The 25,213-nt window shown below is 74.5% G+C and carries 28 protein-coding genes and 3 tRNA genes; 17 read left to right on the top strand and 14 right to left on the bottom strand.

Annotated elements, in window-relative coordinates:
* The first annotated feature begins 5 nt into the window (after positions 1-5).
* Genes rph through AC1050_RS05210 form a run of 3 tightly spaced genes read left to right on the top strand, consistent with a single transcriptional unit; the run spans position 6 to position 3,060 of the window.
* A complete protein-coding gene (gene rph / locus AC1050_RS05220) occupies positions 6-818 on the top strand; it encodes a ribonuclease PH (RefSeq protein WP_482386301.1) in 813 nt (270 codons plus the stop codon).
* On the top strand, positions 815-1,447 hold the full coding sequence (rdgB, locus tag AC1050_RS05215; RefSeq protein WP_482386300.1) for an RdgB/HAM1 family non-canonical purine NTP pyrophosphatase: 633 nt from the start codon (positions 815-817) through the stop codon (positions 1,445-1,447). Before rph ends, rdgB begins: the two co-directional genes overlap by 4 nt.
* Positions 1,444-3,060, top strand: coding sequence for an ABC-F family ATP-binding cassette domain-containing protein (locus AC1050_RS05210; protein WP_482386299.1), 1,617 nt, complete (start codon positions 1,444-1,446; stop codon positions 3,058-3,060). Before rdgB ends, AC1050_RS05210 begins: the two co-directional genes overlap by 4 nt.
* 15 nt (positions 3,061-3,075) lie before the next feature.
* Here AC1050_RS05210 and AC1050_RS05205 read toward each other — a convergent pair whose 3' ends face one another.
* Together AC1050_RS05205 and AC1050_RS05200 are read right to left on the bottom strand one after the other, a co-directional pair.
* A complete protein-coding gene (locus tag AC1050_RS05205) occupies positions 3,076-3,768 on the bottom strand; it encodes a Pr6Pr family membrane protein (RefSeq protein WP_482386298.1) in 693 nt (230 codons plus the stop codon).
* Positions 3,769-3,774: 6 nt separating this feature from the next.
* Positions 3,775-4,329 carry an NUDIX hydrolase family protein gene (locus tag AC1050_RS05200; RefSeq protein WP_147796132.1) on the bottom strand — a complete coding sequence of 185 codons (555 nt, stop codon included), beginning with the start codon at positions 4,327-4,329 and terminating at the stop codon, positions 3,775-3,777.
* 135 nt (positions 4,330-4,464) lie between these two features.
* Here AC1050_RS05200 and trxA point away from each other — a divergent pair, with 135 nt between their 5' ends.
* Entirely contained in the window at positions 4,465-4,836 is a 372-nt protein-coding gene (gene trxA / locus AC1050_RS05195) for a thioredoxin (RefSeq protein ID WP_482386297.1), read from the top strand.
* Between the two features lie 63 nt (positions 4,837-4,899).
* Here trxA and AC1050_RS05190 read toward each other — a convergent pair whose 3' ends face one another.
* The 3 genes from AC1050_RS05190 to bcp all read right to left on the bottom strand — a co-directional run bounded on the left by AC1050_RS05190 (position 4,900) and on the right by bcp (position 7,345).
* A complete protein-coding gene (locus tag AC1050_RS05190; protein ID WP_482386296.1) occupies positions 4,900-6,573 on the bottom strand; it encodes a methyl-accepting chemotaxis protein in 1,674 nt (557 codons plus the stop codon).
* 193 nt (positions 6,574-6,766) lie between these two features.
* A tRNA-Leu gene (locus tag AC1050_RS05185) sits at positions 6,767-6,849 on the bottom strand.
* A gap of 28 nt (positions 6,850-6,877) precedes the next feature.
* Positions 6,878-7,345 carry a thioredoxin-dependent thiol peroxidase gene (gene bcp / locus AC1050_RS05180; protein ID WP_482386295.1) on the bottom strand — a complete coding sequence of 156 codons (468 nt, stop codon included), beginning with the start codon at positions 7,343-7,345 and terminating at the stop codon, positions 6,878-6,880.
* A gap of 130 nt (positions 7,346-7,475) precedes the next feature.
* Here bcp and AC1050_RS05175 point away from each other — a divergent pair, with 130 nt between their 5' ends.
* The 5 genes from AC1050_RS05175 (at position 7,476) to AC1050_RS05155 (ending at position 10,621) form a co-directional block, all read left to right on the top strand.
* Positions 7,476-7,772, top strand: a complete 297-nt coding sequence (locus AC1050_RS05175; protein WP_482387245.1) for a GroES family chaperonin — start codon at positions 7,476-7,478, stop codon at positions 7,770-7,772.
* Positions 7,773-7,883: 111 nt separating this feature from the next.
* Entirely contained in the window at positions 7,884-8,171 is a 288-nt protein-coding gene (locus AC1050_RS05170; RefSeq protein ID WP_482386294.1) for a hypothetical protein, read from the top strand.
* A gap of 76 nt (positions 8,172-8,247) precedes the next feature.
* Positions 8,248-8,320: transfer RNA gene (locus AC1050_RS05165), tRNA-Lys, on the top strand.
* Positions 8,321-8,508: 188 nt separating this feature from the next.
* Positions 8,509-8,883 (top strand): STAS domain-containing protein, encoded by a 375-nt coding sequence (locus AC1050_RS05160; protein ID WP_482386293.1) that lies wholly within the window; start codon positions 8,509-8,511, stop codon positions 8,881-8,883.
* A gap of 133 nt (positions 8,884-9,016) precedes the next feature.
* Positions 9,017-10,621: a methyl-accepting chemotaxis protein gene (locus AC1050_RS05155; RefSeq protein WP_482386292.1), complete on the top strand. Its 1,605-nt coding sequence runs from the start codon at positions 9,017-9,019 to the stop codon at positions 10,619-10,621.
* 12 nt (positions 10,622-10,633) lie between these two features.
* Here AC1050_RS05155 and AC1050_RS05150 read toward each other — a convergent pair whose 3' ends face one another.
* On the bottom strand, positions 10,634-10,849 hold the full coding sequence (locus AC1050_RS05150; RefSeq protein WP_482386291.1) for a hypothetical protein: 216 nt from the start codon (positions 10,847-10,849) through the stop codon (positions 10,634-10,636).
* 250 nt (positions 10,850-11,099) lie between these two features.
* On the opposite strand from AC1050_RS05150, the gene AC1050_RS05145 reads away from it, so the two are divergent.
* The gene (locus AC1050_RS05145; RefSeq protein WP_482386290.1) at positions 11,100-12,584 is read left to right on the top strand and encodes a dihydrolipoyl dehydrogenase family protein; all 1,485 of its coding nucleotides are present in this window, start codon (positions 11,100-11,102) and stop codon (positions 12,582-12,584) included.
* Positions 12,585-12,655: 71 nt separating this feature from the next.
* Here AC1050_RS05145 and AC1050_RS05140 read toward each other — a convergent pair whose 3' ends face one another.
* The 3 genes from AC1050_RS05140 to AC1050_RS05130 form a co-directional block, all read right to left on the bottom strand.
* Positions 12,656-13,660, bottom strand: a complete 1,005-nt coding sequence (locus AC1050_RS05140; protein ID WP_482386289.1) for a glycine betaine ABC transporter substrate-binding protein — start codon at positions 13,658-13,660, stop codon at positions 12,656-12,658.
* A gap of 148 nt (positions 13,661-13,808) precedes the next feature.
* Entirely contained in the window at positions 13,809-14,606 is a 798-nt protein-coding gene (locus AC1050_RS05135) for an ABC transporter permease (protein ID WP_482386288.1), read from the bottom strand.
* A 1-nt stretch (position 14,607) separates the two neighbouring features.
* Positions 14,608-15,252 carry an ABC transporter permease gene (locus tag AC1050_RS05130; RefSeq protein WP_482387244.1) on the bottom strand — a complete coding sequence of 215 codons (645 nt, stop codon included), beginning with the start codon at positions 15,250-15,252 and terminating at the stop codon, positions 14,608-14,610.
* Between the two features lie 221 nt (positions 15,253-15,473).
* On the opposite strand from AC1050_RS05130, the gene AC1050_RS05125 reads away from it, so the two are divergent.
* Both AC1050_RS05125 and AC1050_RS05120 read left to right on the top strand, forming a co-directional pair.
* The gene (locus AC1050_RS05125; RefSeq protein ID WP_482386287.1) at positions 15,474-16,490 is read left to right on the top strand and encodes an ABC transporter ATP-binding protein; all 1,017 of its coding nucleotides are present in this window, start codon (positions 15,474-15,476) and stop codon (positions 16,488-16,490) included.
* A gap of 40 nt (positions 16,491-16,530) precedes the next feature.
* On the top strand, positions 16,531-17,448 hold the full coding sequence (locus AC1050_RS05120) for an ATP-grasp domain-containing protein (RefSeq protein WP_482386286.1): 918 nt from the start codon (positions 16,531-16,533) through the stop codon (positions 17,446-17,448).
* Between the two features lie 181 nt (positions 17,449-17,629).
* Here the strand turns inward: AC1050_RS05120 and AC1050_RS05115 are convergent.
* The 3 genes from AC1050_RS05115 to AC1050_RS05105 form a co-directional block, all read right to left on the bottom strand.
* Positions 17,630-17,705, bottom strand: a tRNA-His gene (locus AC1050_RS05115).
* Between the two features lie 57 nt (positions 17,706-17,762).
* Positions 17,763-18,425, bottom strand: coding sequence for an oligoribonuclease (gene orn, locus AC1050_RS05110; protein WP_482386285.1), 663 nt, complete (start codon positions 18,423-18,425; stop codon positions 17,763-17,765).
* A gap of 73 nt (positions 18,426-18,498) precedes the next feature.
* On the bottom strand, positions 18,499-18,702 hold the full coding sequence (locus AC1050_RS05105; RefSeq protein WP_482386284.1) for a hypothetical protein: 204 nt from the start codon (positions 18,700-18,702) through the stop codon (positions 18,499-18,501).
* 175 nt (positions 18,703-18,877) lie between these two features.
* On the opposite strand from AC1050_RS05105, the gene AC1050_RS05100 reads away from it, so the two are divergent.
* A complete protein-coding gene (locus tag AC1050_RS05100; protein ID WP_482386283.1) occupies positions 18,878-19,402 on the top strand; it encodes a MarR family winged helix-turn-helix transcriptional regulator in 525 nt (174 codons plus the stop codon).
* Between the two features lie 7 nt (positions 19,403-19,409).
* On the opposite strand, the gene AC1050_RS05095 is transcribed toward AC1050_RS05100, so the two are convergent.
* Both AC1050_RS05095 and AC1050_RS05090 read right to left on the bottom strand, forming a co-directional pair.
* Complete coding sequence (locus AC1050_RS05095) at positions 19,410-19,850, bottom strand: PGPGW domain-containing protein (RefSeq protein WP_482386282.1); 441 nt, start codon at positions 19,848-19,850, stop codon at positions 19,410-19,412.
* 55 nt (positions 19,851-19,905) lie between these two features.
* Complete coding sequence (locus AC1050_RS05090; protein WP_482386281.1) at positions 19,906-20,580, bottom strand: TetR/AcrR family transcriptional regulator; 675 nt, start codon at positions 20,578-20,580, stop codon at positions 19,906-19,908.
* Between the two features lie 216 nt (positions 20,581-20,796).
* Between AC1050_RS05090 and AC1050_RS05085 the strand changes: the two genes are divergently transcribed.
* The 4 genes from AC1050_RS05085 to AC1050_RS05070 are packed head-to-tail and all read left to right on the top strand — an operon-like array spanning position 20,797 to position 25,212.
* The gene (locus tag AC1050_RS05085) at positions 20,797-22,470 is read left to right on the top strand and encodes an ABC transporter substrate-binding protein (protein WP_482386280.1); all 1,674 of its coding nucleotides are present in this window, start codon (positions 20,797-20,799) and stop codon (positions 22,468-22,470) included.
* 59 nt (positions 22,471-22,529) lie between these two features.
* On the top strand, positions 22,530-23,351 hold the full coding sequence (locus AC1050_RS05080) for an ABC transporter ATP-binding protein (protein ID WP_482386279.1): 822 nt from the start codon (positions 22,530-22,532) through the stop codon (positions 23,349-23,351).
* Entirely contained in the window at positions 23,348-24,148 is an 801-nt protein-coding gene (locus AC1050_RS05075) for an ABC transporter ATP-binding protein (protein ID WP_482386278.1), read from the top strand. Before AC1050_RS05080 ends, AC1050_RS05075 begins: the two co-directional genes overlap by 4 nt.
* Complete coding sequence (locus AC1050_RS05070; protein WP_482386277.1) at positions 24,145-25,212, top strand: ABC transporter permease; 1,068 nt, start codon at positions 24,145-24,147, stop codon at positions 25,210-25,212. Before AC1050_RS05075 ends, AC1050_RS05070 begins: the two co-directional genes overlap by 4 nt.
* Position 25,213 lies beyond the last annotated feature (1 nt).

Here is a 25,213-nt window from a genome sequence, read left to right as displayed (position 1 = left end):
GGGGGATGACTTCCGACCCCTCCGCCCTCACCACCGCGCGCGCCGACGGCCGCGCCGCCGACCAGCTCCGGCCGATCTCGATCACCCGCCGGTACCTCGACGCGGGCGAGGGCAGCGTGCTCGTGGAGTTCGGCGGCACCAAGGTGCTGTGCGTGGCGTCGTTCACCGCGGGCGTCCCGCGCTGGCGCAAGGGCTCCGGCGAGGGCTGGGTCACCGCCGAGTACGCGATGCTGCCGCGGTCCACCACCACCCGGTCCGACCGCGAGTCCGTCCGCGGCAAGATCGGCGGCCGCACGCACGAGATCTCCCGGCTGATCGGCCGCTCGCTGCGCGCCGTCATCGACGTCGCCGCGCTCGGCGAGAACACCATCGTCCTCGACTGCGACGTGCTGCAGGCCGACGGCGGCACCCGCACCGCGGCGGTCACCGGCGCGTACGTCGCGCTCGCGGACGCCGTCGCGTGGGGCATCGCCCAGAAGTCGGTGAACGCCAAGAAGCAGGTGCTGCGGGACTCCGTCGCCGCGGTGAGCGTCGGCATCGTGGACGGCGTCCCGGTGCTGGACCTGCCGTACGTCGAGGACGTGCGCGCCGAGACGGACATGAACGTCGTCGTGACCGGGTCCGGCGACTTCGTCGAGGTGCAGGGCACGGCGGAGCACGCGCCGTTCAACCGCGCCGAGCTGGACTCCCTGCTGGACCTGGCGCTGGTCGGCACGACGGAGCTCGCCCGCGTGCAGACCGAGGTGCTCGCGCTCGACGCGACCGCCGGCCCGGTCACCGTCCGCGGCGGCGTCGTGGCTGCGGGGGCCGGCGCGTGACCGGAGCGGCCCGGCTCGTCCTCGCGACGCACAACGCGCACAAGCTCGGCGAGCTGCGCGCGATCCTGGTCCCGGCCCTGCCCGGGCTCGACCCGGACCAGGTGGTCGGCGCCCGCGACGTCGGCGCGCCGGAGCCGGTGGAGGACGGCGTGACGTTCGCGGAGAACGCGCTGATCAAGGCGCGCGCGCTGGCCCGGCACACCGGGCTGCCCGCCGTGGCGGACGACTCCGGGCTGTCCGTCGACGTGCTCGGCGGTGCCCCCGGCATCTTCTCCGCCCGGTGGGCGGGCCGGCACGGCGACGACCGCGCCAACCTGGACCTGCTGCTCGCGCAGCTCGGCGACATCGCGCCCGAGCACCGGGCCGCGCGGTTCACCTGCGCCGCCGCCCTGGTCACCCCGGACGGCGAGGAGCACGTGGAGCTCGGCCACCTGGTCGGGACGCTCGCGCTCGCGCCTCGCGGCGAGCACGGCTTCGGCTACGACCCGGTGCTGGTGCCGGCGGGGGAGACGCGCACCTGCGCGGAGCTGGCGCCGGAGGAGAAGAACCGCATCTCGCACCGCGGGCAGGCGTTCCGCGCGCTGGTCCCCGCCGTCGTCGCGGTGCTGGGCGGCCGGGCGGGCGCGTGACCGGCGTCCACCTCGTCGCGGACGGGCTGACCTTCGGCTACCCCGGCCGGCCCGTCCTCGACGGCGTCGGCGTGTCGGCGTCGGCCGGCGACCGGATCGGCGTGGTCGGCGAGAACGGCGCCGGCAAGACTACGCTGCTGCGGCTGCTCGCCGGCGACCTGGACCCCACCGCGGGCGAGGTGCGCCGCGCGGGCACCGTGTCGGTGGTGCAGCAGGAGCTCGACGTCGCGCCCGGGTCCACCATCGGCGACCTGGTGCGCCGGACCGCCACGCACGTGCGAGCCGCCGCTGCCCGGCTGGACGAGGTCGTCGAGGGCTTCGACCACGAGGGCGGCGACCTGACCGCGCTGAGCGAGGCCATCGCGGCCGTCGACCGGCTGGCGGCGTGGGACGTCGACCGCCGCGTGGACGAGGCGCTCACCCGGTTCGGCGCGCCCCGCGACCACGACCGCCGGCTGGACACGCTCAGCGTCGGCGAGGCGTACCGCGCGCGGCTGGCGTGCCACGTCGCCGAGCGGGCCGACGTCCTGCTGCTGGACGAGCCCACCAACCACCTGGACGCCGGCGGCATCGACTACCTGACCGCGCAGCTGCAGCAGTGGCCCGGCGTCGTCGTCATCGTCACGCACGACCGGCAGCTGCTGGACGACGTCATGACGGCGATCCTCGACCTGGACCCGTCGATGGACGGCCGCCCGGTGCTCTACGGTGCGACGCGGTACGCGACGTACCGGTTCGCCAAGGACCAGGCGCTGCGCCGCTGGCGGGCCCGGTACGCGCAGGAGCGCAAGCGGGCCGAGAAGCTGGCCCGTCGCCTGGACGAGTCCTACGAGGGGCTGTCCGACGAGTGGCGCCCGGCCAAGGGCTCGCAGAAGCACCGCCGGGCCACCCGCGCCCGGATCCACGTCAAGGCCGCGGACCGGCTGGTGCAGAAGCTCGAGGCCGAGGCCGTCGAGGTGCCCGTGCCGCCGCCGGCGCTGCTGTTCCCGGACCTGCCGAGCATCCCCGTCGGCTACGACGGCGGGCCGCTGCTGGAGCTGCGCGCGCCCCGGGTCGCCGGCCGGCTGGACCTGCCGGGCGTGCGCGTCGAGCTGCCGCCGGCGGGCCGGCTGCTGGTCACCGGGCCGAACGGCTCGGGCAAGTCGACGCTGCTCGCCGCCCTGACCGGCCGGGTGCCGCTGGACCGCGGGCACCGCGCCGCGGCGCACGGCGTCCGGCTCGGCGTCCTGGTGCAGGACGACGACAGCCCCGCGCGCCTGGCGACCACGGGGTTCGACGCGGCGGCGCGGCGCGCGCTCGACCTGCTGCAGGCCGGGGCGCTGGACCCCGAGCACGTGCTGCCGGTCGCCGCGCTCGGGCTCCTGGAGGAGGAGGACCTGGACCGCCCGCTCGGTGAGCTCTCGGTCGGGCAGCGCCGGCGCTTCGAGCTGGCCGCGGCGCTGGTCGCGGCCCCGCACGTGCTGGTGCTGGACGAGCCGACCAACCACCTGTCGATCGCCCTGGTCGACGAGCTCACCGAGGCGCTGCGGATGACGTCGGCCGCCGTGGTGGTCGCGACGCACGACCGGGCGATGCGCGCCGACCTGGCGGACTGGCCGGCGATCGCGCTCTGAGCCGCCCGCCGGACCTCAGGCCACGCGGGAGACGTCCGGACCGGGTGCCGCGGCGGGCTGCCGCGGGGTCCCCGGCAGCACGCGCTCCAGCAGCCGGACCAGCAGCGCCAGCACCAGGAACGTCACCGCCACCAGCGCGGTGTTCCGCAGGGCGGCCGCCGTGCCGATCGCACCGGCGTCGAGGAACGGGTAGGGGTACCAGCCCGTGACGGCCCCGCGCGCGAACGTGTAGCCGATCCAGGCCAGCGGGTACGCGAGGGACCACGCCGCGGTGCTGCCCCCGAACCGGGGCCGTGGCCCGACCAGCAGCCAGACCAGCCAGGCTCCGACCGGCGTGACGGTGTGCAGCAGCAGGTTGGCGAGGGCGCCGCTCGCGGTCAGCGGGAGGGTCTGGTCGGCGAGCACCGCGTGGTAGACCACCCCCGTCACCGCGATGCACAGCAGGGCGTCCAGGTGCAGCACGGCCACGACCCGTCCGGTGCGTGCGGGCCGGGCCGCCAGCAGCGCGCCGGCGACGGCGACCAGCAGGTTGGACTGGATGGTGAAGTAGGAGAAGAGCCGGACCAGCCGCTCCGCCATGGTCCCGGCGTCACCGGGGCCGTCGGCGAGCGCCCGCCCGACCTCCAGGGCGATGCCCGCCAGCGCGGCGGCCGCCAGGAGGGCGTGCAGCAGCCGGGCGACCAGCAGGCGGCGGGCCGTGGTGTCCACGCCGGCTCAGGGCATCCGGCCGACGTGCGCCATCGCCTGGCGCAGCAGCAGGCCCTGGCCGCCGTTCATCTCGACCTGCACCTGCTCGCTGCACGCCTCCTCCGGCGTCAGCCACGCGAGGTCCAGGGCGTCCTGCTGCGGCCGGCAGTCCCCGGTCACGGGCACGACGTACGCCAGCGACACCGCGTGCTGCCGGGGGTCGTGGTACGGCGTCACGCCCGGGGTGGGGAAGTACTCGGCGACGGTGAACGGCTGCGGCGTCGGCGGCACCTGCGGCAGCGCGACGGGGCCGAGGTCCTTCTCGATGTGCCGGAGCAGCGCGTCGCGCACCCGCTCGTGGTACATCACGCGGCCGGAGACCAGCGCGCGGGACATCACGCCCTCGGGGGTCACGCGGAGCAGCAGGCCGACCGCGACCACGTCGCCGGAGTCGTCGACCCGCACGGGGACGGCGTCGACGTAGAGCAGGGGGAGCGAGCGGCGGGCCGCGGCGATGCCCTCGGGACTCAGCCACCCGGAGGGGCGCTCGGGCTCGCGGGGCAGGTCAGCCGTGTCGGTCACCTCGCAGTTGTACCCCGGGCCGGGGCCCGCCGCCCAGCCCGACGCGCGGTCGGGACGCGGGCCGGCGCCGTCGCGGGAATACTGGACCGGGTCCGGGCGCTCTACTGGCGTCAAACCGACAACAGGAGGCGACAGATGGCAACGACCGAGCTGACGGCCGAGAGCATCCAGAAGACGATCACGGAGAACGACATCGTCCTGGTGGACTTCTGGGCCGACTGGTGCGGTCCGTGCAAGCGCTTCGGCCCGATCTTCGAGAGCTCGTCGGAGACCCACCCCGACATCGTGCACGCGAAGGTCGACACCGAGGCCGAGCAGCAGCTGGCGGCCGAGCTGCAGATCACGTCGATCCCGACCCTGATGGCGTTCCGCGAGGGCGTCCTGGTCTTCAACCAGGCGGGTGCCCTGCCGGCACCGGCGCTGGAGCAGGTCGTCGACGCGGTCAAGGCGCTGGACATGGACGACGTCCGCGCGCAGATCGCCGCGGCCGGGGCTGCGCAGAGCTGACCCACCACGCACCGACGAGGCCCCCGCACGCAGCAGCGTGCGGGGGCCTCGTCGCGTCGCCGCCTAGTGCCGGAACTGCGCCACGCGCTCGCGCAGCTCGTCGGCCGCGCGCGCGAGCTCGCCGACCGCCGCGCTCATCTCGCCCAGCACGACGGTGCTCCCGGCGGCCGAGTCCGCGACCCCGGTGATGGTGCGGGCGATCTCGCCGGACCCCGAGGCGGCGTCGTGCACGGACCGGGACATCTCGGTGGTGGTCGCCGTCTGCTCCTCGACGGCCGACGCGATGCTGGTCTGGTAGTCGTCGATCCGGGCGATGATCTGCCCGATCTCGGCGATGGCCGCGACGGCGCCGGCGGTGTCCGCCTGGATGGCGTCGACCCGGCGGGCGATGTCGTCCGTGGCGCGCGCCGTCTCCGAGGCGAGCTCCTTGACCTCGCCCGCGACGACCGCGAACCCCTTGCCCGCCTCGCCCGCGCGCGCCGCCTCGATGGTGGCGTTGAGCGCCAGCAGGTTGGTCTGCTCCGCGATGCTCGTGATGACCTTGACCACGTTGCCGATCTCGGCCGAGGACGCGCCCAGCCGGCTCACCTGCTCGTTGGTGGCGGCAGCGGCCGTGGTGGCCCGGGCCGCCACCTGCGCGGCCTCGGCGGCGCTCTGGGCGATCTCCCGGATGGACGCGCCCATCTGCTCGGCGCCGGCCGCCACGGTCTGCACGTCGTCGTTCACCCGGCCCGCGGCCGCGGCGACGACGCCCGCCTGCTCGGAGGTGCGGTCGGAGCCCGCGACGACCCGCTGCGTCGACGCGTCCAGCGACCCGGCGGCCTCGGCGACGGCACGGGCGGTGCTGACGATGCCGCTGACCGTGTCCTGGAGGGCGGCCGCCGCCGCGTCGAGCGCGGCCGCGGTCCGGCCGATCTCGTCGCCACCCGTGACGCCGCTGCGCACGGTGAGGTCACCGCCCGCCAGCGCCTGCGCCGCCGACGCGACGCGGTCCAGCCGCCGGCTCAGCCGGCGCGCGACCACCACGCCGACGACGGCCGGCACCACGGCGGCCACGACCAGCGCGACCAGCACCAGCAGCGCGCTCCGGTCGCCCGAGGCGGCGGCGTCCGCGCCGGCCGCCGTGGCGGCGTCCGCCTCGACGGCGATGAGGGCGTCGATCTTGTCCGCCGCCGACTGCGCGGCGGTGTCGGCGCCCGCGCTGGACCCGGCGAGGCCCGCGAAGGTGCTGAGCGCCGTGCGCACGGCCTCGGCCGCGGCCTGCTGCTCCGCGCCCCGGTCCGGCAGCGCCACGTAGTCCGCGTGCCGGGCGAGGGCCTCCGCGACGGCGGCGTCCCGCGACCCGACCAGCCCCTCGGCCTTGAACGGGTCGCCGTTGGCCTCGGCCGCCCGCATGTCGGCCCCGATCTTCTGCGCGACGCCGAGCTCGGACCGCATCGCGCTCGCGAGCGTCATGCCGGTGACGTGGTCGTCGACCATCGCCTGCGTGGTGGCGGTCGCGGACCCCAGGGCGGCGATCGCCACCAGACCCAGCACCACGACCATGACCAGCGCCGCGGACACGGTGAGCAGGATCTTGCCCAGGAACCCCAGCCCGCGCCGACCGGCGGGGGAGCGGCCGGGGGCGCCGTCCGGCGCGGTGCGCTGCTGCGGCACGTGCGGCAGGCCGCCCGCCCCGTGCGGGGGACGCGGTGCACGCGTCGCGGTACCCGTCCGGTCGTCCGTCGTCGCCGTCATCGTCGGCCCTTCGTCGTGCCACCGCAGCCGCCGTCGCCCGCGCGGGGCGCGTCGCGTCCCGTTCCTCCCTGTCGTGCGGGGAAGGCGCTTCCTGAGCCGCGGCCGGCCGGCTCACCCGGACGGGTCCCATCGGCCGGCGCACACGGGTGATGAGGGACGCCGGCGGGTGAAGCGGAGGGGAGGTGCAGCGGGGTGCGGGAGGCGGGACTCGAACCCGCACGCCCTCTCGGGCACCAGGACCTAAACCTGGCGTGGCTGCCGTTTCACCACTCCCGCGTGCGCCCCGTTCTCCGGGGCGGTCCGGTCAGTCGATGCCGAGGTCCCGGCGCAGCTTGGCGACGTGGCCCGTGGCCTTGACGTTGTACTGCGCGAGCTCGACGGTGCCCTCGGGGTCGACCACGACGGTCGAGCGGATCACCCCGGTGACGGTCTTGCCGTACAGCGACTTCTCGCCCCAGGCGCCCCACGCCTCGAGGACCGTCTTGTCCGGGTCGGAGGCCAGGGGGAAGGTCAGCTGCTCCGCCTCGGCGAAGGACGCCAGCTTCGCGACGCCGTCGGGGGAGACGCCCACCACCCGGTAGCCGTGGCCCTGCAGCGAGGCGAGGGAGTCCCGGAAGTCGCACGCCTGCTTGGTGCACCCCGGGGTCCCGGCGGCCGGGTAGAAGTAGACGACGACGTGCTGGCCGCGCAGGTCCGACAGGGTGACCGAGCCGCCGTCGGCGGTCGGGAGCGTGAAGTCGGGGGCCGTGTCGCCGGCGGTGAGGCGGGGCATGACGTCTCCTGCGGGTGGTGCGGGTGCGGGCGCCGTCAGCGTACGACGACCGGCCGGTACCGTCAGCCAGGTGAATCAGAGCCCCGCCGGTACGGCCGGTCCCGCGAGCCGCCCCGGGCTGCCGATCCGGATGCTGAACGACCGCCTGCTGGTGCAGCTCGACGCCGACGCGTCCGAGCGGCGCTCGACCGCGGGCATCGTCATCCCCGCGACCGCCGTGGTCGGCAAGCGGCTGACCTGGGGCGTGGTGGTGGCCGCGGGCCAGCACGTGCGCCAGGTGACGGTGGGCGACCGGGTGCTGTTCGACCCCGACGAGCGCGCCGAGGTCGAGCTGGAGGCCCAGAGCTACCTGCTGCTCCGGGAGAAGGACGTGCACGCCGTGGCGGCCCCGCGGGACGGCGGTCAGGGCACCGGGCTCTACCTCTGACCCTCGTCGGGCCGGCCGGCGCAGGAGCGCTGTTCGCCCTCGGCGTGCTGCCTTGCACCGCCCTGGGGCGGGTGTTCTCCTGGAGTGAGGAACGACCGGGGGAGTGCCGTGATGGACGACGAGATGCAGACGGCCGAGCCGGGTGCGCACGAGGTGGACGAGAACGCGGCGGACGCCGTGATGGACCTGCTGGCGGAGCACGTGCCGCTGACGCTGCTGGCGGACCTGGCCGCGGCCGAGCCGCGGTCCGAGGCGATCCTGCAGGCCGAGGGGCTGCCGGACGACGCCTGGTGGGAGGGGTCCGACGGGGGCGCGGAGCCCGCCGCGGACGCGCCGCCGACGGCCGAGGACGACGTCCCGGCCGACCCCGACGCGGCGGCGAGCACGTCCACGGCGTGACCTGCGCCACGAACGGGCCCCGGCGGGCGGATCGGGTTCGCATCCGCCCGCCGAGGGTGCTAACGTTCTTTCTCGCGCGCCATTAGCTCAATTGGCAGAGCAGCTGACTCTTAATCAGCGGGTTCGGGGTTCGAGTCCCTGATGGCGCACAGCAGAAGGCCTCCGACCAGCGGCGACGCGGGTCGGAGGCCTTCGTCGTCCGGCGGGTCGAGCGCCTCCGAGCGGTCCGTCGTGCGGCGCCCCGCCGGTCGTCGGTGCCGGGTGCACGGCATTCCTCGGCGAATGACCCGCGCCGGGCCCGCAGACATCCGCGGGACCGGGGCCGCATACTGGACGCGTGCCTCATGACGCAGCCGCTGCCGCCAGCGCCGTCCCGTCCGCCGAGCCCGGCCGCGTCTGGGTGGACGGCGCCGACCCGACCCTCCTCCGGATGAGCGGCGAGGTGGACGTCGCGGTCGTCGAGCGGCTGCGCGACCGGGTCGGCGCCGACAGCCCCCGCGGCTCGGAGCTGGCGAGCCACCTGCGCGAGGTGCGGACCGTCGACATGACCGAGGTCACGTTCGCGGACTCCTCGGCGGTCGGGCTGCTGGCCGGGCTGGTCGTCGGTCTCGAGCCGACCGGGGAGCAGCTGGTCGTGCGCGGGATCGGCCCGGTGGTGGAGACGGTGCTCGAGGTCACCGGGCTGCTGCCCCGGCTGTCCGTCCGCCCCTGACGCCCGGGCGCCCACGCGCCCAAAGGTCGCACCTTTCACCCGCTCCGGTCGCTCACGGTGCCGGGGTCCCGTCCGATGCGGACGGGTGGGTCACGACGTGCCCGCCCACCCCTGCCCGGACGGAGTCCTCCGCATGCCCGCTGCCGACCGCACCACCTCCCGCCCCCGCCGGCTGGTCGCCGACCTGCCCGTCGGCGCCCGCATCGGTGCGGTGCTCGGCGTGCTCGCGGTGGTCGTCGTCGCGGTCGCGGCGCTGGGCATCGCCCGCCTGGGCAGCCTGGAGTCGTCCGTCGACCGCCTGGGGCGGGAGGCGATCGAGCCGCAGACGTACCTGGTCAACACGCAGCGCTGGTTCCAGGCGAGCCGGGCGCGGGTGCTCGAGTACGGGATGGTCGCCCCCGGCGAGCGGGCGGAGATCGCGGAGCAGCGCGCGGGCTTCGACGCCGACGCGCTGGAGAACGTCGCGGCCTACGCGCCCTACGTGCTGGACGACGCCGCCTACGCGACGCTGCAGGACGCCTACGCCCGGTACCAGGCCGCGGCCGAGGCGATCGAGCCTCTGGCCGGTGCCGACGCGGTGGCGTACCACGACGCGTACGCGGACCAGGTCCGCGGCACCACGACCGAGATCGGCGACGCGCTGCAGGCGCTGACGGACTCCGTCGCCGCCCAGGCGTCCGAGGGGGTGGCCGACGCGTCGGCGAGCGCGAACGCGGCCGGGATCCAGATGATCGCCATCGGGCTCGCGGGCGTGGTGCTGGCGACGGCGCTGGGTGTCGTCCTGGTGCGCCGGATCGTCCGGGACCTCGCGGCGGTCCAGCGCACCGTGCAGAGCATGGGCGAGGGCGACCTCACCGTCGCGGTGGACCTCGACTCGCGCGACGAGCTCGGCCGGATGGCCGGGTCGCTGAACGAGGCGCAGGACTCGCTGCGCGCGCTGATGAGCGGCGTGGTGGAGACGGCGCAGACGGTCGCCGCCGCGGCCGAGGAGCTGTCCGCCGCGTCCACCCAGGTGGTCGCGGGCTCCGACGAGACGTCCGCGCAGGCCGGCGTCGTCGCCGCGGCCGCCGAGCAGGTGTCCCGCAACGTCCAGACGGTCGCGGCCGGCGCCGAGCAGATGGGCGCCAGCATCCGGGAGATCGCCCAGAACGCGTCCCAGGCGGCCAAGGTCGCCGGTCAGGCCACCGACGCCGCCGCGACGACCAACGAGCAGGTCGCCCGGCTCGGTGCCTCCAGCCAGGAGATCGGCAACGTCGTCAAGGTCATCACCAGCATCGCCGAGCAGACCAACCTGCTGGCGCTGAACGCCACCATCGAGGCCGCCCGCGCAGGGGAGGCCGGCAAGGGCTTCGCGGTCGTCGCCGGTGAGGTCAAGGAGCTCGCCCAGGAGACCGCCAAGGCGACCGAGGACATCGCCCGCCGGGTCGAGGCGATCCAGGGCGACACCACCGGCGCCGTCGCGGCGATCGGCGAGATCAGCCACATCATCGCCAGCATCAACGACTACCAGCTCACCATCGCCAGCGCGGTCGAGGAGCAGACCGCCACGACCAACGAGATGTCGCGCTCCGTGGCCGAGGCCGCCACCGGCTCCGGCGAGATCGCCACGAACATCACCGGGGTGGCGTCCGCGGCGTCCGAGTCGTCGCAGACGCTCAACCAGATGGGCACCGCGGTGGCGGAGCTGGCCCGGATGTCGGAGGACCTGCGCGGGCGGGTCTCGCAGTTCCGCTACTGAGGCGCGGCGGGCTCAGTCGGCCTCGGGCGACAGCCGCCGCGCGGCGGTCCGGGCCCGGACCAGGTCGGCGATCTGCTGCGCCTGGGCGCTGACCAGGCGGCGCAGGTCCTCGTACCGGCGGTCGACCTCCGCGTCGGACGCGGCGCCGTCGCGGGCGGCGATCCACGCGCGCTTGGCGCCGCGGATGTCCGCGTCCGTCACGTCGACGCGCCAGAGGTCCTCGTTCATGCGTCCAAGGTCCCACCGCCCCGCGGGGCCCGGTATCCGGATCCGGGACTTTCACCCGCCACCAGCGGGGCAAACCGCTCAATTCACCTGATAGCCGGTCGAACGTGACCGCCTTCATGCACCGGTGGAGTGACGCCAGGATCACATCCCGCCCGGCGCGGGGCCCGCGTCCGCCCTGGCTGCACGCCGGTCGAGGGGCCACGATGGGGGAGCGCGCACCCGCGCGGCACCCCGACGGACGGAGCCAGGCATGACCGAGCGCACCCTGCAGGCGGACACCGGGACGGTGACCTACGACGTGGTGGTCGTCGGTGCCGGGGCGGTGGGGGAGAACGCGGCGGACCGCGCCGGGCGGCTGGGGCTGTCCGTGCTGGTCGTCGAGCACGAGCTGGTGGGCGGCGAGTGCTCCTACTGGGCGTGCATGCCGTCCAAGGCGCTGCTGCGGCCGGGTGCGGTGCTGGCGGCCGCCCGCGCCGTGCCCGGGGCCGCGGAGCTGGTGCAGGGCACCCTGGACCCGGCTGCGGTCCTGGCCCGTCGCGACGTGTTCACGTCGCACTGGGACGACCACGGCCAGGTCGAGTGGCTGGACTCCGCCGGCATCGGGCTGCTGCGCGGCACCGCCCGGTTCACCGGTCCCAAGGAGCTGCTCGTCGAGACCGAGGAGGGCGACACCCGGGTGATCGCCCGGCACGCCGTCGTGGTCGCCACCGGCAGCGAGCCGGTGGTGCCGGGCGTCCCGGGCCTGGCCGAGGCGCAGCCCTGGACCTCGCGCGAGGCGACGGCGGTCAAGGACGTGCCGGCGCGCCTGGCGATCCTCGGCGGCGGCGTCGTGGGCGTCGAGATGGCCGTCGCGTACCGGGACCTCGGCTCGGAGGTCACGCTGCTCGTGCGGGGCGACCGGCTGCTGACCGGTGCCGAGCCGTTCGCCGCGGACGAGGTCGCCGCCGGGCTGCGCGACCTCGGGGTGGACCTCCGGTTCGGCGCGTCCGCCACGCGGGTGTCCCGCGACGAGCGGGGCGTGCACCTGACGGTCGAGGGCCCGCAGGGCACGGACGAGGTGCACGCGGACGAGGTCCTGGTGGCGACCGGCCGCCGGCCCCGGACCACGGACCTCGGGCTCGACGTCATCGGGCTGGAGCCGGGCGCCCCCGTCGCCGTGGACGACGCGCTGCAGGCCACCGGTGTGCCGGACGGCTGGCTGTTCGCCGTCGGGGACGTCACGGGGCGCACGGCCACCACGCACCAGGGCAAGTACGACGCCCGGGTGGTGGGCGACGTCGTGGCCGCGCGGTTCTCGGCCGGGGAGTCCGCGGACGGCGCCGCCGAGTCCGAGCGCGGCGCGGCGGCGTGGAGCCGGTACCGGGCGTCCGCGGACCACGTGGCGGTCCCGCAGGTGGTCTTCACCCGGCCCGAGGTGGCATGGGTGGGGCGGACCGAGGAGCAGGCGCGTGCAGCCGGTCTGCGGGTGCGGGCGGTGTCCTACCCGATCGGGTCGGTCGCCGGCGCCTCCGTGTCGGCGGACGGGTACAGCGGGACCGCGCAGGTCGTGCTGGACGAGGACCGTGGTGTCGTCGTCGGGGCCACGTTCACCGGGCCGGACGCCGCCGAGCTGCTGCAGGCGGCCACGATCGCCGTCACCGGCGAGGTGCCGGTGGACCGGCTGTGGCACGCGGTGCCGGCCTACCCGACGGTGAGCGAGGTGTGGCTGCGCCTCCTGGAGACCGCGGGCCTGTGACCCGCGGGGGCTGAGCACGACGACGGGGGCGGACCCGGCCGGGCCCGCCCCCGTCGTCGTGCCGCCGTGGGTCAGCTCGCGAGCGAGCCGTCGCTCGACAGCACCAGGCCGATGGAGGCCTCGCCCTGGCGCACGGCGTCGCCGATCAGGCCGAAGTCGTACGACGCGAACTCGCTGACCGTGATGCCGTACGTGTCCTCGAGGCCGATCTGGCAGAACGGCCGCTCCGGGCACTCGGCCGGGCCGGCCAGGACCACGCCGCCGCCGCACGCCGTGGCGAGGTCGGACAGCGTCGTGACGTCGTGCTCCTCGGCGAACGCGGAGGTGACCGCGAACGCGTTCTGGTCCTGCGCCGCGGAGACCTCGCCGAACGTCAGGCCGGCCTCGGCGCCGAGCGCGGTGAGGGCCTCGACGGTCGCGTCGGGGTCGCCGCTGGCGACCGGCTCCGCGTCCGCGCCGTTGGTCGAGGTGTTGAGGAACTCGGCCAGGGTGGCGGCGTACTCCGGCGTGAGCGTGATCTGCCCGCTCTGCAGCGCCGGCAGGTAGGTCTCGCGGTTGCCGATGGTCTGCACCTCGGCGGTGTAGCCGGCGGAGCGCAGGACGGTCGCGTAGATCTCGGACAGCGTGGCGCTCTCGGAGAAGTTCGCGGCGCCGATCACGACGCTCCGGCCGCTGCCCGCGCCGCCGCCGGAGGCCGCCAGGCCCTCGTCCTCGACGAACCGGGCCGCGGCCTCGGTGGAGGTCTGCCGGTCGATGTCGACGGACTTGTTCAGCTGGATCAGCTTGTCGGTGTCGAGCGCCTCGGACACGGAGTTGAGCAGCGGGATCAGCGCGGGGTCCGCCGCGGCGGCCTCGGCGTTGACGGCGGGGATCACGTTGTCGGCGTTCTGCAGGCCCTGGTCGTCCTCCAGCACGACCAGCTGGTCGCCGGCGACGGGCTCGCAGACCGCGGCGCCGGAGCTGGCGCCGGACGTCGGGTCCGCGGTGCCGCCACCCGAGCCCGGGTCGCCGCACGCCGCGAGCAGGAGCAGGAGGCCTGCGGCGGCTGCGGGGAGCGTGGATCGACGTGCGTTCATGTGCGGGTCCTCTGTTCTCGGGAAGTGGCACACGGTGTTCGGTGCGGGTGCACCCCCGGATGGGGGCTGGTAGGACGGCCGCCGACCATTCGACCGGCGGCGCCCCGGTGCGGCAACCCCGGGGACGGGGTGCCGGGTCACGATCGGGTCACGAGCGCCGGACCGGGCCGGCGGGGGTCGGGTCGGCAGGGGTGGCGTCCGGCGTCCCGGCAGGTGCCGGGGCCGGGGCGGCGTCGGGCTGCGGGGAGGACGAGCCGGGCCGGGGCCGGCGGCGCAGGCCGGTGCCGACGCGCATGGGCGCGGGGGTGAGCCCGCGCTGCACGAGCGCCAGCACGCCCTCGATCACCAGGCACAGCCCGGCGACCAGCACGGCGCCCGCGACGACCTGCCCGTACCGCTGCAGGGCCATCCCCTCGACGATGATCGAGCCCAGGCTGCGGCCGCCCACGAGCGCGGCGAGCGGCACGGTGGCCAGCACCTGGGTCACCGCCGTCCGCAGGCCCGCGCCGATCAGCGGCAGGGCCAGCGGCAGCTCGACGACCGCGAGCGAGCGACGCCCCGACATGCCGACGCCGCGGGCCGCGTCCCGGACGTCGGCGTCCACCTCCATCAGGCCGGTGAACGTGTTGCTGAGGATCGGCGGCACCGCGAACACCGCGACCGCGAGCACCGTGGCCGTGGCGCCGAACAGCCCGGTCGCGGCGAAGATCGTCAGCAGCGCGAAGGTCGGCAGCGCCCGGGAGGTGTTGGCCAGCACGACCGTGACCACGCCGCCCCGCCGCCGGTGCCCCAGCCAGACGCCGAGGGGCAGCGCGACGACGGCCGCGAGCAGCACCGCGAGGGCGCTCAGCCGCAGGTGCTCGGCGGTGAGGGCGATCACCCCGTTCCGGCCCGTCCAGTTCAGCGGGTCGTTGAGCCAGGCGAGGGCCTCCTGGAGGACGTCCACGTCAGGCCTCCCGCCCGCGCCGGGCCCACGGCGTCACGGCGCGGCCCACCAGCCAGAGCAGCAGGTCCAGCACCAGCGCCAGCGCCAGGCACAGCAGCGTCGCCGTCAGGATCTCCGCGTGGTACTTGTTGTTGCGGAACCCGCGGAACATCAGGGTGCCGAGCCCGCCGTAGCCGACGACCACCCCCACCGTGACGAGCGCGACGGTCGTCACGGTCGCCAGCCGGATCCCGGCGATGATGGCGGGCAGCGCGTTCGGCAGCTCGACGGTCAGCAGCAGGCGCAGGCGGCCGTAGCCGAGCCCGCGCGCGGCGTCCCGGACGCTCGCGTCCACGCCGCCGAGCCCGACCAGCACGTTGCGGACCAGCACCAGCAGCGCGTAGACCACCAGGCCGATCAGCACCGGGGTGCGCCCGATGCCGGTGAACGGCACGAGCACCGTGAACAGCGCCAGGGACGGGATCGTGTAGAGCACGCCGGTGGTGCCGACGATCGGGGCCGCCAGCCGCGGGCGCAGGTGCGCGAGCATGCCCAGCGGGACGGCGATCGCCACCGCGATCAGCACCGCCTGCACGGTCAGGCCGGCGTGCTGCTCCAGCGCCCGGGAGATGTCGCCCCAGTTCCGCTGGACGTAGTCCCAGGACAGCCACGGGTTGGCCGCGCCGCCGCCGGCCGCGGCGGCGAGGTCGCCGGCGGCGCCGAGGGGGCTCGAGGCTGTGGTCACCGCAGGGACGCTACCGCCGTGCGGTGACAACCGCGCAGCGCCGGACGGCCCGCGGGTGGTCCCCGGGCGGTCCGCCGGTGGTCCGCGGGGTGATTCGCAGCCGGGGCGGCGCAGGTGTCGGACGACGCGGGTACCGTCGTCGGATGGGCACCGCGATCGCGTTCGACCACGTCCGCAAGGCGTACGCCGACGGCACCGTCGCGGTCGGCGACCTGTCGCTCGACGTGCAGGAGCACGAGCTGCTCGCCCTCGTCGGCCCGTCCGGCTGCGGCAAGTCCACCACGCTGCGGATGGCGAACCGGCTGGTGGAGCCCACCTCGGGCCGGATCCTCCTGGACGGCGACGACGTCACCGCCGTCGACGCGGTCGCCCTGCGCCGGCGGATCGGCTACGTCATCCAGAACGTGGGCCTGTTCCCGCACCGGACGGTGGAGCAGAACGTCGGCACCGTGCCGCGGCTGCTCGGCTGGGACCGGGCGCGGACGCGTGCCCGCACCGGCGAGCTGCTGGAGCTGGTCGGGCTCGCGCCGGACCGGTACGCGCGCCGCTACCCCCACGAGCTGTCCGGCGGCGAGCGGCAGCGCGTGGGCGTCGCCCGCGCGCTGGCCACGGACCCGCCCGTGCTGCTGATGGACGAGCCGTTCGGCGCCGTCGACCCGGTGGGCCGGCGCCGGCTGCAGACCGAGTTCCGGCGGATCAAGGACGAGCTCGGCACCACCGTGATGCTCGTCACCCACGACGTCGACGAGGCGGTCCGGCTGGCCGACCGCGTCGCGGTGCTGAGCCGCGGCGGGCACCTCGAGCAGCTGTCCGACCCGGTGCGGCTGCTCGCCGCGCCCGCCGGCGCGGCCGTCGCCGACCTGGTGGGCACGGGTGCCGCGGTGCGGCTGCTCGCGCTCGGGGTGGTCGAGCGCGGCGACCTGGGCCCGGCCGACGGTGCAGGTGAGGCCGGTGCCGCGCCGCTGCGGGTCGGCGACCCGCTCGACGCCGCGTTCGCCGCGCTGGCGGCGCAGCCCGCGGGCCGCGTCCTCGTCCGCCAGGGCGACGAGGTCGTGGGCGCCCTCGACGCGCCGGGCCTGCTCGCCGCGCTGCACCGGCTGGTCGACCGGGCGCAGGACGCGGCCCCGCGGGACGCGGCGGAGTCGGCTGTCGTCGGCTGAACCACGCCGCGCGACCGGGTGCGTGGGTAGTGTGCCCAGGGTGACCACACGCATCGCCCTCGCCACCTGCGCCGCCCTGCCGGACCTCGACCCGGACGACGCCCCGCTCGTGGGGGCGCTCCAGGCCCGCGGCCTGGAGGTCGAGTCGCCCGTCTGGAACGCCGGGGACGTCGACTGGTCGTCCTACGACGCCGTGGTGGTCCGGTCCACCTGGGACTACACCGAGCACCCGCGCGACTTCCGGTGGTGGGCGCAGCGCGTCAGCCAGTCCTCGACGCTGATCAACTCGGCGCAGGCGCTCACCTGGAACATCGACAAGACGTACCAGCGCGCCATGGAGGCCGCCGGCCTGCCGATCGTCCCGACCATCTGGATGGACCCGGCGCGCAACTTCAACGCCCGCGCCATCCACACCCGGTTCCCCGCGTTCGGCGACTTCGTCATCAAGCCGACGGTCAGCGCCGGCTCGCGCGACACCGGCCGGTACGACGCCGGGCAGACCCCCTCGCGGGCGCTCGCCATCACCCACGTGAAGAACCTGCTCAACGAGGGGCGGCACGTGATGGTGCAGCGCTACCTCAAGCAGGTCGACACGGTGGGGGAGACCGCGCTGGTCTACTTCGACGGCAAGCTCAGCCACGCCGTGCGCAAGGCGCCGCTGCTGGAGGGGCCGTACCGCGAGGGCACGATGGACGGCGTCCTCTACAAGGAGGAGGTCATGACGTCGCGTGACGCCTCGGAGGCCGAGCTCGCGCTGGGCCAGCGGGTCGTCGACGCGCTGCCGCAGCTGCTGCCGGGGGTCGAGGAGCCGCTGGCCTACACCCGTGTCGACCTCATCCCGGACGACCAGGGCAACCCCGTGGTGCTGGAGCTGGAGCTGATCGAGCCGAGCTTCTTCTTCGCGCAGGCGCCCGAGGCCGTCGACCGGTTCGCCGACGCCATCGTCCGCCGGCTCTGACCCGCGGCCGCCCCGGCCCCGGTGCCGGCGCGGCGAGGTCGTCACACCTGATCGAGGTCGTCACGTGCACGTGACGACCTCGATCACGTCTGACGACCTCGCGGGCGGCACTCCCGGGTGCCGCTGGACCCGGCACGCACGAGAGCGGGCGCCGTACCCGTGGGTACGACGCCCGCTCTGCTGGGGTGGCTAACGGGACTTGAACCCGCGACCTCCTGGACCACAACCAGGCGCTCTACCACCTGAGCTATAGCCACCATGCCCGGAGGAAACCTCCGGGGCCGTCGACAAGCATACCGGGTGTTCCGGGGTCCTCAGGACGTGGCGGTCGTCCCGCGGTGCGCGGCCGCCACCGACGTGGCCTGGATCTGCTCCGCGACGGCCTTCGCCGTCTTGGAGTCCGGCCCCGGCTGCGCGACGAGCAGGGCCGCGCGGTAGTACCGGAGCTCGTCGATGCTCTCCAGGATGTCGGCGAGCGCGCGGTGGCCGCCGTTCTTCTTGGGCGAGGCGAAGTACACCCGCGGGTACCAGCGACGGGCGAGCTCCTTGATCGAGGAGACGTCGATGATCCGGTAGTGCAGGTGCGCGACCAGCTCCGGCATGTCGCGGTCCAGGAAGACCTTGTCGGTGCCGACGGAGTTGCCGGCCAGCGGCGCCTTGCCCGGCTCCGGGACCCACTGCCGCACGTACGCGAGCACCTGCTCCTGCGCGTCGGCGAGCGTGGTGCCGCCGGCGAGCTCGGTGAGCAGGCCCGAGGTCGTGTGCATGGTGCGGACGAAGTCGCCCATCTGCTCCAGCGCCCCGGCCGGCGGGGCGATGATGACGTCGACGCCCTCGCCGAGCACGTTGAGCTCGGAGTCGGTCACGACGGCGGCGACCTCCACGAGGGCGTCCTGGACGGAGTCCAGGCCGGTCATCTCGCAGTCGATCCACACGATCCGGTCGGCGCTGCCGTTGCCGTTGTTCAGGGTGCTCACCCGGACAGGGTACGAGAGAGCCCGCCGGACGGTGGTCCGGCGGGCTCGTCGCGTGCGGTGCGGGTGCTGCGGGTCACCGGATCGCGCCGACCGCGGTGGTCGCGGCCAGGAGCAGCCGCAGGCGCGGCTGGCGGACGCGTTCCGGCGGGCGACCGCGGGACTCGGTGCCGGGTCTGGCCGTGGCCCGCGACACGGTGTGCCGGGACAGCAGCCGGGCCGTCTCGAGGCGCTCGCGGTGGTCCGCCTGGATCAGGTCGTAGGTGAGCGTGGGGTGCATGGTGGTGGGTCCTCTGCGTGAAGCCGGGAGTGGGGCCTGGCCGGGCCCCGGGGACGCACCGCGCGGTGAACCCCACGGTGCCAGCGGCGCACCCGCCCGGTCACGCGAATATCCCGGCGGCCGCTCCGAGCCTCGGCGTTCCATTGAAGCGTCAACCATTGGGTAGGATGGGTCCATGACCGACGACCCCCGCTGGCTCAGCGCGCGCGAGCTGCAGGCCTGGATGCGCCTGGAGGCGGTCGCGGAGCTGCTCCCGGCCGCGCTGGACCACCAGCTGCAGCGCGACGCCGACCTCTCGCACTACGACTACCTGGTGCTGGCGAAGCTCTCCGAGGCGCCCGGCCGCACGCTGCGGATGAGCGGCCTGGCGGCCAGCACCAACGCGACCCTGCCGCGGCTGTCGCACGTGGCCGCCCGGCTGGAGGCCCGCGGCTACCTCACGCGCACCCGGTCGGAGGACGACCGGCGGGCGACGCTCGCGTCGCTGACCGAGCAGGGCTGGCAGAAGGTCGTCGCCACGGCGCCGTCGCACGTGGGGGAGGTGCGCCGGCTGGTGGTCGACCGGCTGACCCCCGAGCAGATGACCCAGCTGGACGCGATCGCGCTCGCGGTGCTCGGCGCGCTCGACCCGGAGAACCGGCTGCAGGCGCAGAACCCGGTGGTCGATCCGTCGGAGGCCTGCGGCAACGAGGCGGGCTGAGGCGCCCTCAGGCGGTGGGGGAGCCCCGGCCGGCCGTGGTCGCCCGGCGCTCGGCGGTGCCGCGACGCTCAGCCGCCCGACGGGCGCGGCGCTCGCGCAACCGGTGCCAGTACCGCAGCACCAGCGCCTTGAGCCGGTGGTTGAACCGCTGGATGACGGCGAACTCGGTCCCGAGGATCCCGAGCCCGAGGAAGATCGCGAGCCAGCCCGGCCCGGGCAGCACCAGCATCGCGATGCCCGCGAGCACCACGGTCGCGCCGACGGTCGTCACCACGATCTTGTAGGTGAGCCGCAGCCACGGCCGTTTCTCCACCCGCGCGCGCAGCCGGGCGAGCGCGCGGTGGGCGCCGGTGTCGGTGCGCTCGCCCGCGGCGATCTCGGCGGCGAGGCCCTCGGTCGGCGCGGGGCCCTCGGCGGGGCCGGCGCCGGCGGGGGTCGGTGTCGTCATGCCAGCAACGACGAGCGGGCCGCCCGCTTTGTTCCCGGTCGCGCGGGTGAGGCCGTCACGCGCCGGCGGTCCCGGCGTCGGCGGCGCCCGTGCGCGCCTCGCCCAGCGGCGACGGCCGCGGGTCCAGCACCGCCGACACCAGCGCCTCGATCGCGAACGCGCTCGCCTCGGCGAGCTCCACGTCGTCCCGCGCGAGCAGCCACTGGACCTGCAGCCCGTCCATCACGGCGAGGATGGACGCGGCGGCCCGGTCGACGGTCGCGGGCACGGTGATCCCGCGCTCGGCGCAGACGTCCTCGAACGCGTCGCGGAGGTCCTGGCGCAGGGTGCGGTACCGGTCCTCGAAGTACGCGCGACCGGGGTGGTCGTCGGTCACGGACTCCGCGGACAGCACCGCGTAGGCCTGGACGATGCCGTGGCGGCTCTCGTTCGCGAACGCGGTGCGCACCAGGTGCCGGAACCGGTCCATGCCGTCCGGCATCCGCTGGTCCTGCAGGCCCTCGACGTCGGTCTGGTCGCGGAACTTCAGCACCTCGAGGAGGAGCTGGTCCTTGGACCCGAAGTGGTGCAGGATCCCGGCGTGCGTCATGCCGACCTGGTCGGCGATCTCCGTGAGCGGCCCCCGGTTGTAGCCCTTGGCGCCGAAGGTGGCGGTCGCGGCGCGCAGGATCTCGGCGCGCTTGGCCAGGGTCTCCGGCCGGGCCCGCGGTGCGCGCCTCGTGGTGCTCATCCGTCCCTCGCATCCTCGTGTCGCGCCCTCGGCACGCCGCCAACCCTAGCGGCGCCGCCCACGCGGGCCGGCGCGGGTCACGACTTGGTCACGGCTGCTGCCGGGGCTGGATTTTACTTACTGACAGTGTAGTAACGTTTCGCGCAGCGCGACCGCGACGACGCGGCGCGACCTCAGAGGCGTCCTTAGCGGGCGCCTCGTTTCGAAGGAGAAACCATGAGGGTGAAGTTCCCCGCGATCGCGCTCGGCGTGGCCGCCGCGCTGGCGCTGACGGCCTGCTCCGGAGAACCGGGAGGCGGGGAGAGCGCCTCGGCCGGCGGCGCCGGTGCCGCGCTGACCATCGCGAAGCCGGACGGCGCGATCACCACCGAGTCGAACAACCCGTTCCTGGGGGACAGCTCGGCCAGCATGTACGGCTACCGCTACGCCATGTTCGAGACGATGGCGCTGGTCAACACCGCGGACTCGAGCGTCGTCACGCCCCGCCTGGCCTCGGAGCTGGAGTGGAACGCGGACTACACCGAGCTCACCGTCACCGCGCGTGACGGGGTGACCTGGCACGACGGCGAGCCGTTCACCATCGACGACATCGTCGGCACGTTCGACATGTACCTCGACGGGCGGCTCACCGACACCGCGGCGCTGGACTACCTGGGCGCCGACGTCGACGGGAACCAGGCGACGCTGAGGTTCGGCAACTCCAAGTTCGTCAAGCGCGGCACGGTGCTGCACGTCCCGATCGTCCCCCAGCACATCTGGGACACCCTCGACGACCCGGCGACCGCGGCGCTCGCCGGCGAGGGCGAGGCCGTCGGGACCGGTCCGTACGTCCTGTCGAGCTGGTCGACGGAGTCGGTGACGCTCACGGCCAACCCGGACTACTGGGACGGGGACCTCGCCGTCCCGGAGCTGCACTACGTCTCCTACGGCGACAACTCCGCGCTGGCCACGGCCCTGACCACCGGCGAGGCGGACTGGGCGCAGGCGTTCCTGCCGCAGGTCCAGGAGACCTTTCTCGACAAGGACCCGGCGAACCGCTACCTGGTGACCCCGACCGCCGGCGCGGGGACGCTGTTCCTCAACCTCACCCGCAAGCCCTTCGACGACGTGGCGCTGCGCGAGGCGCTCGCCTGGACCGTCGACCGCGACGCCTACGTCGAGATCGCCCGGGAGGGCGCCTCGGCCGTCGTGGACTCGGTGACCGGCCTCGGCCCGTCCCTGGAGCAGGACGTCGTCGACGAGCTCGCGGGCGAGACCTACGAGGTCGACCTCGACAAGGCGACGTCCATCCTGACGGAGGCCGGCTACACGGGAGTCGGGGACGCCCTCGTCGACCCGGACGGCGAACCGGTCACCTTCGCGGTCTCGGTCCCCGCCGGGTGGACCGACTGGAACACCGAGCAGGCGCTGCTCTCCGAGCAGATGAAGGAGCTCGGTATCGAGGTCACGATCGAGCAGCCCGACTGGGGCGGCTGGGACGAGGCCCGCAAGACGGGGAACTTCGACGCGATCATCCACTGGCTCGACGGCGAGGGCGCCTGGGGCGTCTACGACTCCATCATGGGCACCCGGTGGATCACGACCGACGACGCCGGCGTGGAGAACGCCGACTTCAACTTCGGCCGCTACCGCGACCCCGAGGTCGACGCGGCGCTGAACACCTACGCGAGCACCGACAACGACGCCGACCGCGCCGCCGCGATGACGACGCTGCAGCAGGCGTTCGCCCGGGACGTGCCGGCGATCCCGCTGGGCTCGCACCCGCTGCTGGGCCTGTTCAACGAGCGCAGCTACACCGGGTGGCCGACCGAGGCGGACATGTACGCCTCGGCCGACCCGACCCAGCCCGAGGTCGCGCTCGTCCTGAGCACGCTCGAGCCCGTCGAGTGATCCCGCGCCAGGGGCGGCCGCGGCCGCCCCTGGCGCCCTCACGCAAGGAGACCTCACAGATGAGCGACCCCCTCCTGTCGGTCCGCGACTTCTCGGTCCGCTACGAGACCGCCGCACCCGTGGACGCGGTCCAGGACGTGTCCCTCACCGTCCACCGGGGTGAGGTGCTCGGGCTCGCCGGCGAGTCCGGGTGCGGCAAGACCACCCTCGCCTACGGCGTCCAGCGCCTGCTCAGGCCCCCGGCCGTCATTCCCGGGGGTTCGGTGACCTGGCACGACGCCGACGGCAGCGACACCGACCTCCTCGCCCTGAGCGCCGACGCGCTGATGGCGTTCCGGTGGGACAAGATCTCCATGGTCTTCCAGGGCGCGATGAGCGCCCTGAACCCGGTGGCGACGGTCGGTGCCCAGCTCGCCGACGTCTTCGAGGTGCACCGGCCCGCGATGTCCAGGTCCGCACGCACCGCCGCGGTCGTCGAGCTGCTCGAGATCGTCAAGGTCGGCGCGGCGCGCATCAGGAGCTACCCCCACGAGCTGTCCGGCGGGATGCGCCAGCGCATCATGATCGCCATGGCGCTCGCCCTGCGCCCGCAGCTCGTGGTCATGGACGAGCCGACGACGGCGCTGGACGTCCTGGTGCAGCGGGAGATCCTGCGGGAGATCACCCGGCTGCGCGAGGCGTTCGGGTTCTCGGTGGTCTTCATCACGCACGACCTGCCGCTGCTGCTGGAGATCTCCGACCGCATCGCGATCATGCGCGCCGGGAAGATCGTCGAGATCGACACCGCGGCGAACATCTGGTTCCGACCGCGCCACGACTACACCAGGACCCTGCTGTCGTCCTTCCCCCGCCTGACGGCCGAGCGCGAGGTGGCCCGATGACGTCGATCGACGTCCGAGGCGTCTCCAAGACCTACCGCGTCCGGGGCGCGGGGGCGGTCGTCGCCCTCCAGGACGTGTCGTTCACGCTCGCGAGCGGGCAGACCATCGGCATGGTGGGGCAGTCCGGCTCCGGCAAGTCGACCGTCGCCAAGATCCTCACCCAGATGGAGCGGCCCACCAGCGGGCAGGTGCTCCTCGACGGCAGGCCGGTCCCGTCCCGGGGCGCGGCGCTGCGCGCCTACCGCCAGCAGCTGCGGATGGTCTTCCAGGACCCGTTCGCGTCGCTGAACCCGTACCACTCGATCCGCCACCACATCGAACGCCCGCTCGCGCTCTCCGGGGTCGTGCCGAGGGAGCAGATCGACGCCGAGGTGCACCGTCTGCTGGCCAGGGTCCACCTCGACGGGGGGGCCGTCGTCGACCGCCGGCCCCACGAGCTGTCCGGGGGCCAGCGTCAGCGGGTCGCCATCGCCCGGGCCCTGGCCCCGCGCCCGGCGCTGCTCGTCGCGGACGAGCCGGTCTCGATGCTGGACGTGTCCCTGCGGATGGGGGTCCTCTCCCTGCTGTCCGACATCCAGGCCCAGGACGGGCTCGGGGTGCTCTACATCACCCACGACCTCGCCACGGCCCGGTACTTCTCGGACGAGATCATCGTGCTCAACCAGGGACGGATCGTCGAGCACGGCTCCGCCGACGAGGTCATCCTGCGCCCGCGGCACCCGTACACCCGCGAGCTCCGAGGGGCGTCCCCCGACCCGGAGCGCTTCTTCGCCGACAGCGCCGGAGGTGCGCGATGACCACGCTCAGCACGCCGGAGACCGACGTGGTCGCCGACGGGACGACCGCGACCCGGGCCTCGAGGGCCCGGCCGAGGGTCCCCTGGCGGTTCATCGGCCGACGCGTCGCGTTCTACCTGTTCACCCTGTGGGCCGCGGTCACCATCAACTTCTTCGTGCCCCGCCTGATGAAGGGTGACGCGGTCGACAACTACCTCGCCCGCAACCGCGGGATGTCCCCGGAGGCGGCCGACGCGCTGCGCGCCCTGCTCGGCCTGGACTCCGACCGGACGCTGTGGCAGCAGTACGTGGACTACCTGGCGATGCTGGCCCGCGGCGACCTCGGCGTGGCCATCACGCACGGCCTGCAGCCGGTCGGCCAGGTCATCGCGAACGCGCTGCCGTGGACCGTGGGCCTGATCGGGCTGGCGACCGTGCTCTCCTTCCTGATCGGCACCGTCGGCGGCGCGATCGTCGGCTGGCGGCGCGGGTCGCGCCTGGAGGCGCTCATCCCGGTCACGACCTTCCTGTCCACCGTCCCGTACTTCTGGATCGGGCTGATGGCGATCTCGGTCTTCGCCGTCACGCTCGGTTGGTTCCCCATCGGCAAGGCCTACGGGATCGGCACCACGCCGGGCCTGACGCTCGAGTTCGCCGGGCAGGTGATCACGCACGGGGCCCTGCCGCTGGCCACGATCGTCGTCGCCTCGCTCGGCGGCTGGATGCTCGGCATGCGCAACATGATGCTCACGGTCCTCGACGAGGACTACGTCACCGTCGCGCAGGCCAAGGGCATGCCGAACCGGCGCGTCCTGTGGCGCTACGCCGCGCGCAACGCCGTCCTGCCGCAGATCCAGTCGTTCGCCCTGTCGATCGGCTTCATCGTCGGCGGCGCGATCATCGTCGAGCAGGTCTTCTCCTACCCGGGCGTCGGCAAGATGCTCCTGGACGCCACGAACGCCAAGGACTACGCGCTCATGCAGGGCGGGTTCCTGGTGATCGTGCTGGCCGTCCTGATCGCCAACATCCTCGCGGACGTCGCCTACGCGGTCCTCGATCCCCGTACCCGCCAGTCGGAGGCCTGAG

The sequence above is a fragment of the Cellulomonas sp. NEAU-ZC6 genome (genome assembly GCF_056844425.1).
This window is presented reverse-complemented; position numbering and strand designations above follow the sequence as displayed.

What these genes read in the sequence shown, in the direction of transcription:
- rph (WP_482386301.1), top strand. Translation starts at nt 6, where the DNA reads ATGACTTCCGACCCCTCCGCCCTCACCACCGCGCGCGCCGACGGCCGC.
- trxA (WP_482386297.1), top strand. Translation starts at nt 4,465, where the DNA reads ATGGCAACGACCGAGCTGACGGCCGAGAGCATCCAGAAGACGATCACG.
- AC1050_RS05190 (WP_482386296.1), bottom strand. Translation starts at nt 6,573, where the DNA reads ATGACGGCGACGACGGACGACCGGACGGGTACCGCGACGCGTGCACCG.
- bcp (WP_482386295.1), bottom strand. Translation starts at nt 7,345, where the DNA reads ATGCCCCGCCTCACCGCCGGCGACACGGCCCCCGACTTCACGCTCCCG.
- AC1050_RS05175 (WP_482387245.1), top strand. Translation starts at nt 7,476, where the DNA reads ATGCTGAACGACCGCCTGCTGGTGCAGCTCGACGCCGACGCGTCCGAG.
- AC1050_RS05170 (WP_482386294.1), top strand. Translation starts at nt 7,884, where the DNA reads ATGGACGACGAGATGCAGACGGCCGAGCCGGGTGCGCACGAGGTGGAC.
- AC1050_RS05155 (WP_482386292.1), top strand. Translation starts at nt 9,017, where the DNA reads ATGCCCGCTGCCGACCGCACCACCTCCCGCCCCCGCCGGCTGGTCGCC.
- AC1050_RS05150 (WP_482386291.1), bottom strand. Translation starts at nt 10,849, where the DNA reads ATGAACGAGGACCTCTGGCGCGTCGACGTGACGGACGCGGACATCCGC.
- AC1050_RS05145 (WP_482386290.1), top strand. Translation starts at nt 11,100, where the DNA reads ATGACCGAGCGCACCCTGCAGGCGGACACCGGGACGGTGACCTACGAC.
- AC1050_RS05140 (WP_482386289.1), bottom strand. Translation starts at nt 13,660, where the DNA reads ATGAACGCACGTCGATCCACGCTCCCCGCAGCCGCCGCAGGCCTCCTG.
- AC1050_RS05125 (WP_482386287.1), top strand. Translation starts at nt 15,474, where the DNA reads ATGGGCACCGCGATCGCGTTCGACCACGTCCGCAAGGCGTACGCCGAC.
- AC1050_RS05105 (WP_482386284.1), bottom strand. Translation starts at nt 18,702, where the DNA reads ATGCACCCCACGCTCACCTACGACCTGATCCAGGCGGACCACCGCGAG.
- AC1050_RS05100 (WP_482386283.1), top strand. Translation starts at nt 18,878, where the DNA reads ATGACCGACGACCCCCGCTGGCTCAGCGCGCGCGAGCTGCAGGCCTGG.
- AC1050_RS05095 (WP_482386282.1), bottom strand. Translation starts at nt 19,850, where the DNA reads ATGACGACACCGACCCCCGCCGGCGCCGGCCCCGCCGAGGGCCCCGCG.
- AC1050_RS05090 (WP_482386281.1), bottom strand. Translation starts at nt 20,580, where the DNA reads ATGAGCACCACGAGGCGCGCACCGCGGGCCCGGCCGGAGACCCTGGCC.
- AC1050_RS05085 (WP_482386280.1), top strand. Translation starts at nt 20,797, where the DNA reads ATGAGGGTGAAGTTCCCCGCGATCGCGCTCGGCGTGGCCGCCGCGCTG.
- AC1050_RS05080 (WP_482386279.1), top strand. Translation starts at nt 22,530, where the DNA reads ATGAGCGACCCCCTCCTGTCGGTCCGCGACTTCTCGGTCCGCTACGAG.
- AC1050_RS05075 (WP_482386278.1), top strand. Translation starts at nt 23,348, where the DNA reads ATGACGTCGATCGACGTCCGAGGCGTCTCCAAGACCTACCGCGTCCGG.
- AC1050_RS05070 (WP_482386277.1), top strand. Translation starts at nt 24,145, where the DNA reads ATGACCACGCTCAGCACGCCGGAGACCGACGTGGTCGCCGACGGGACG.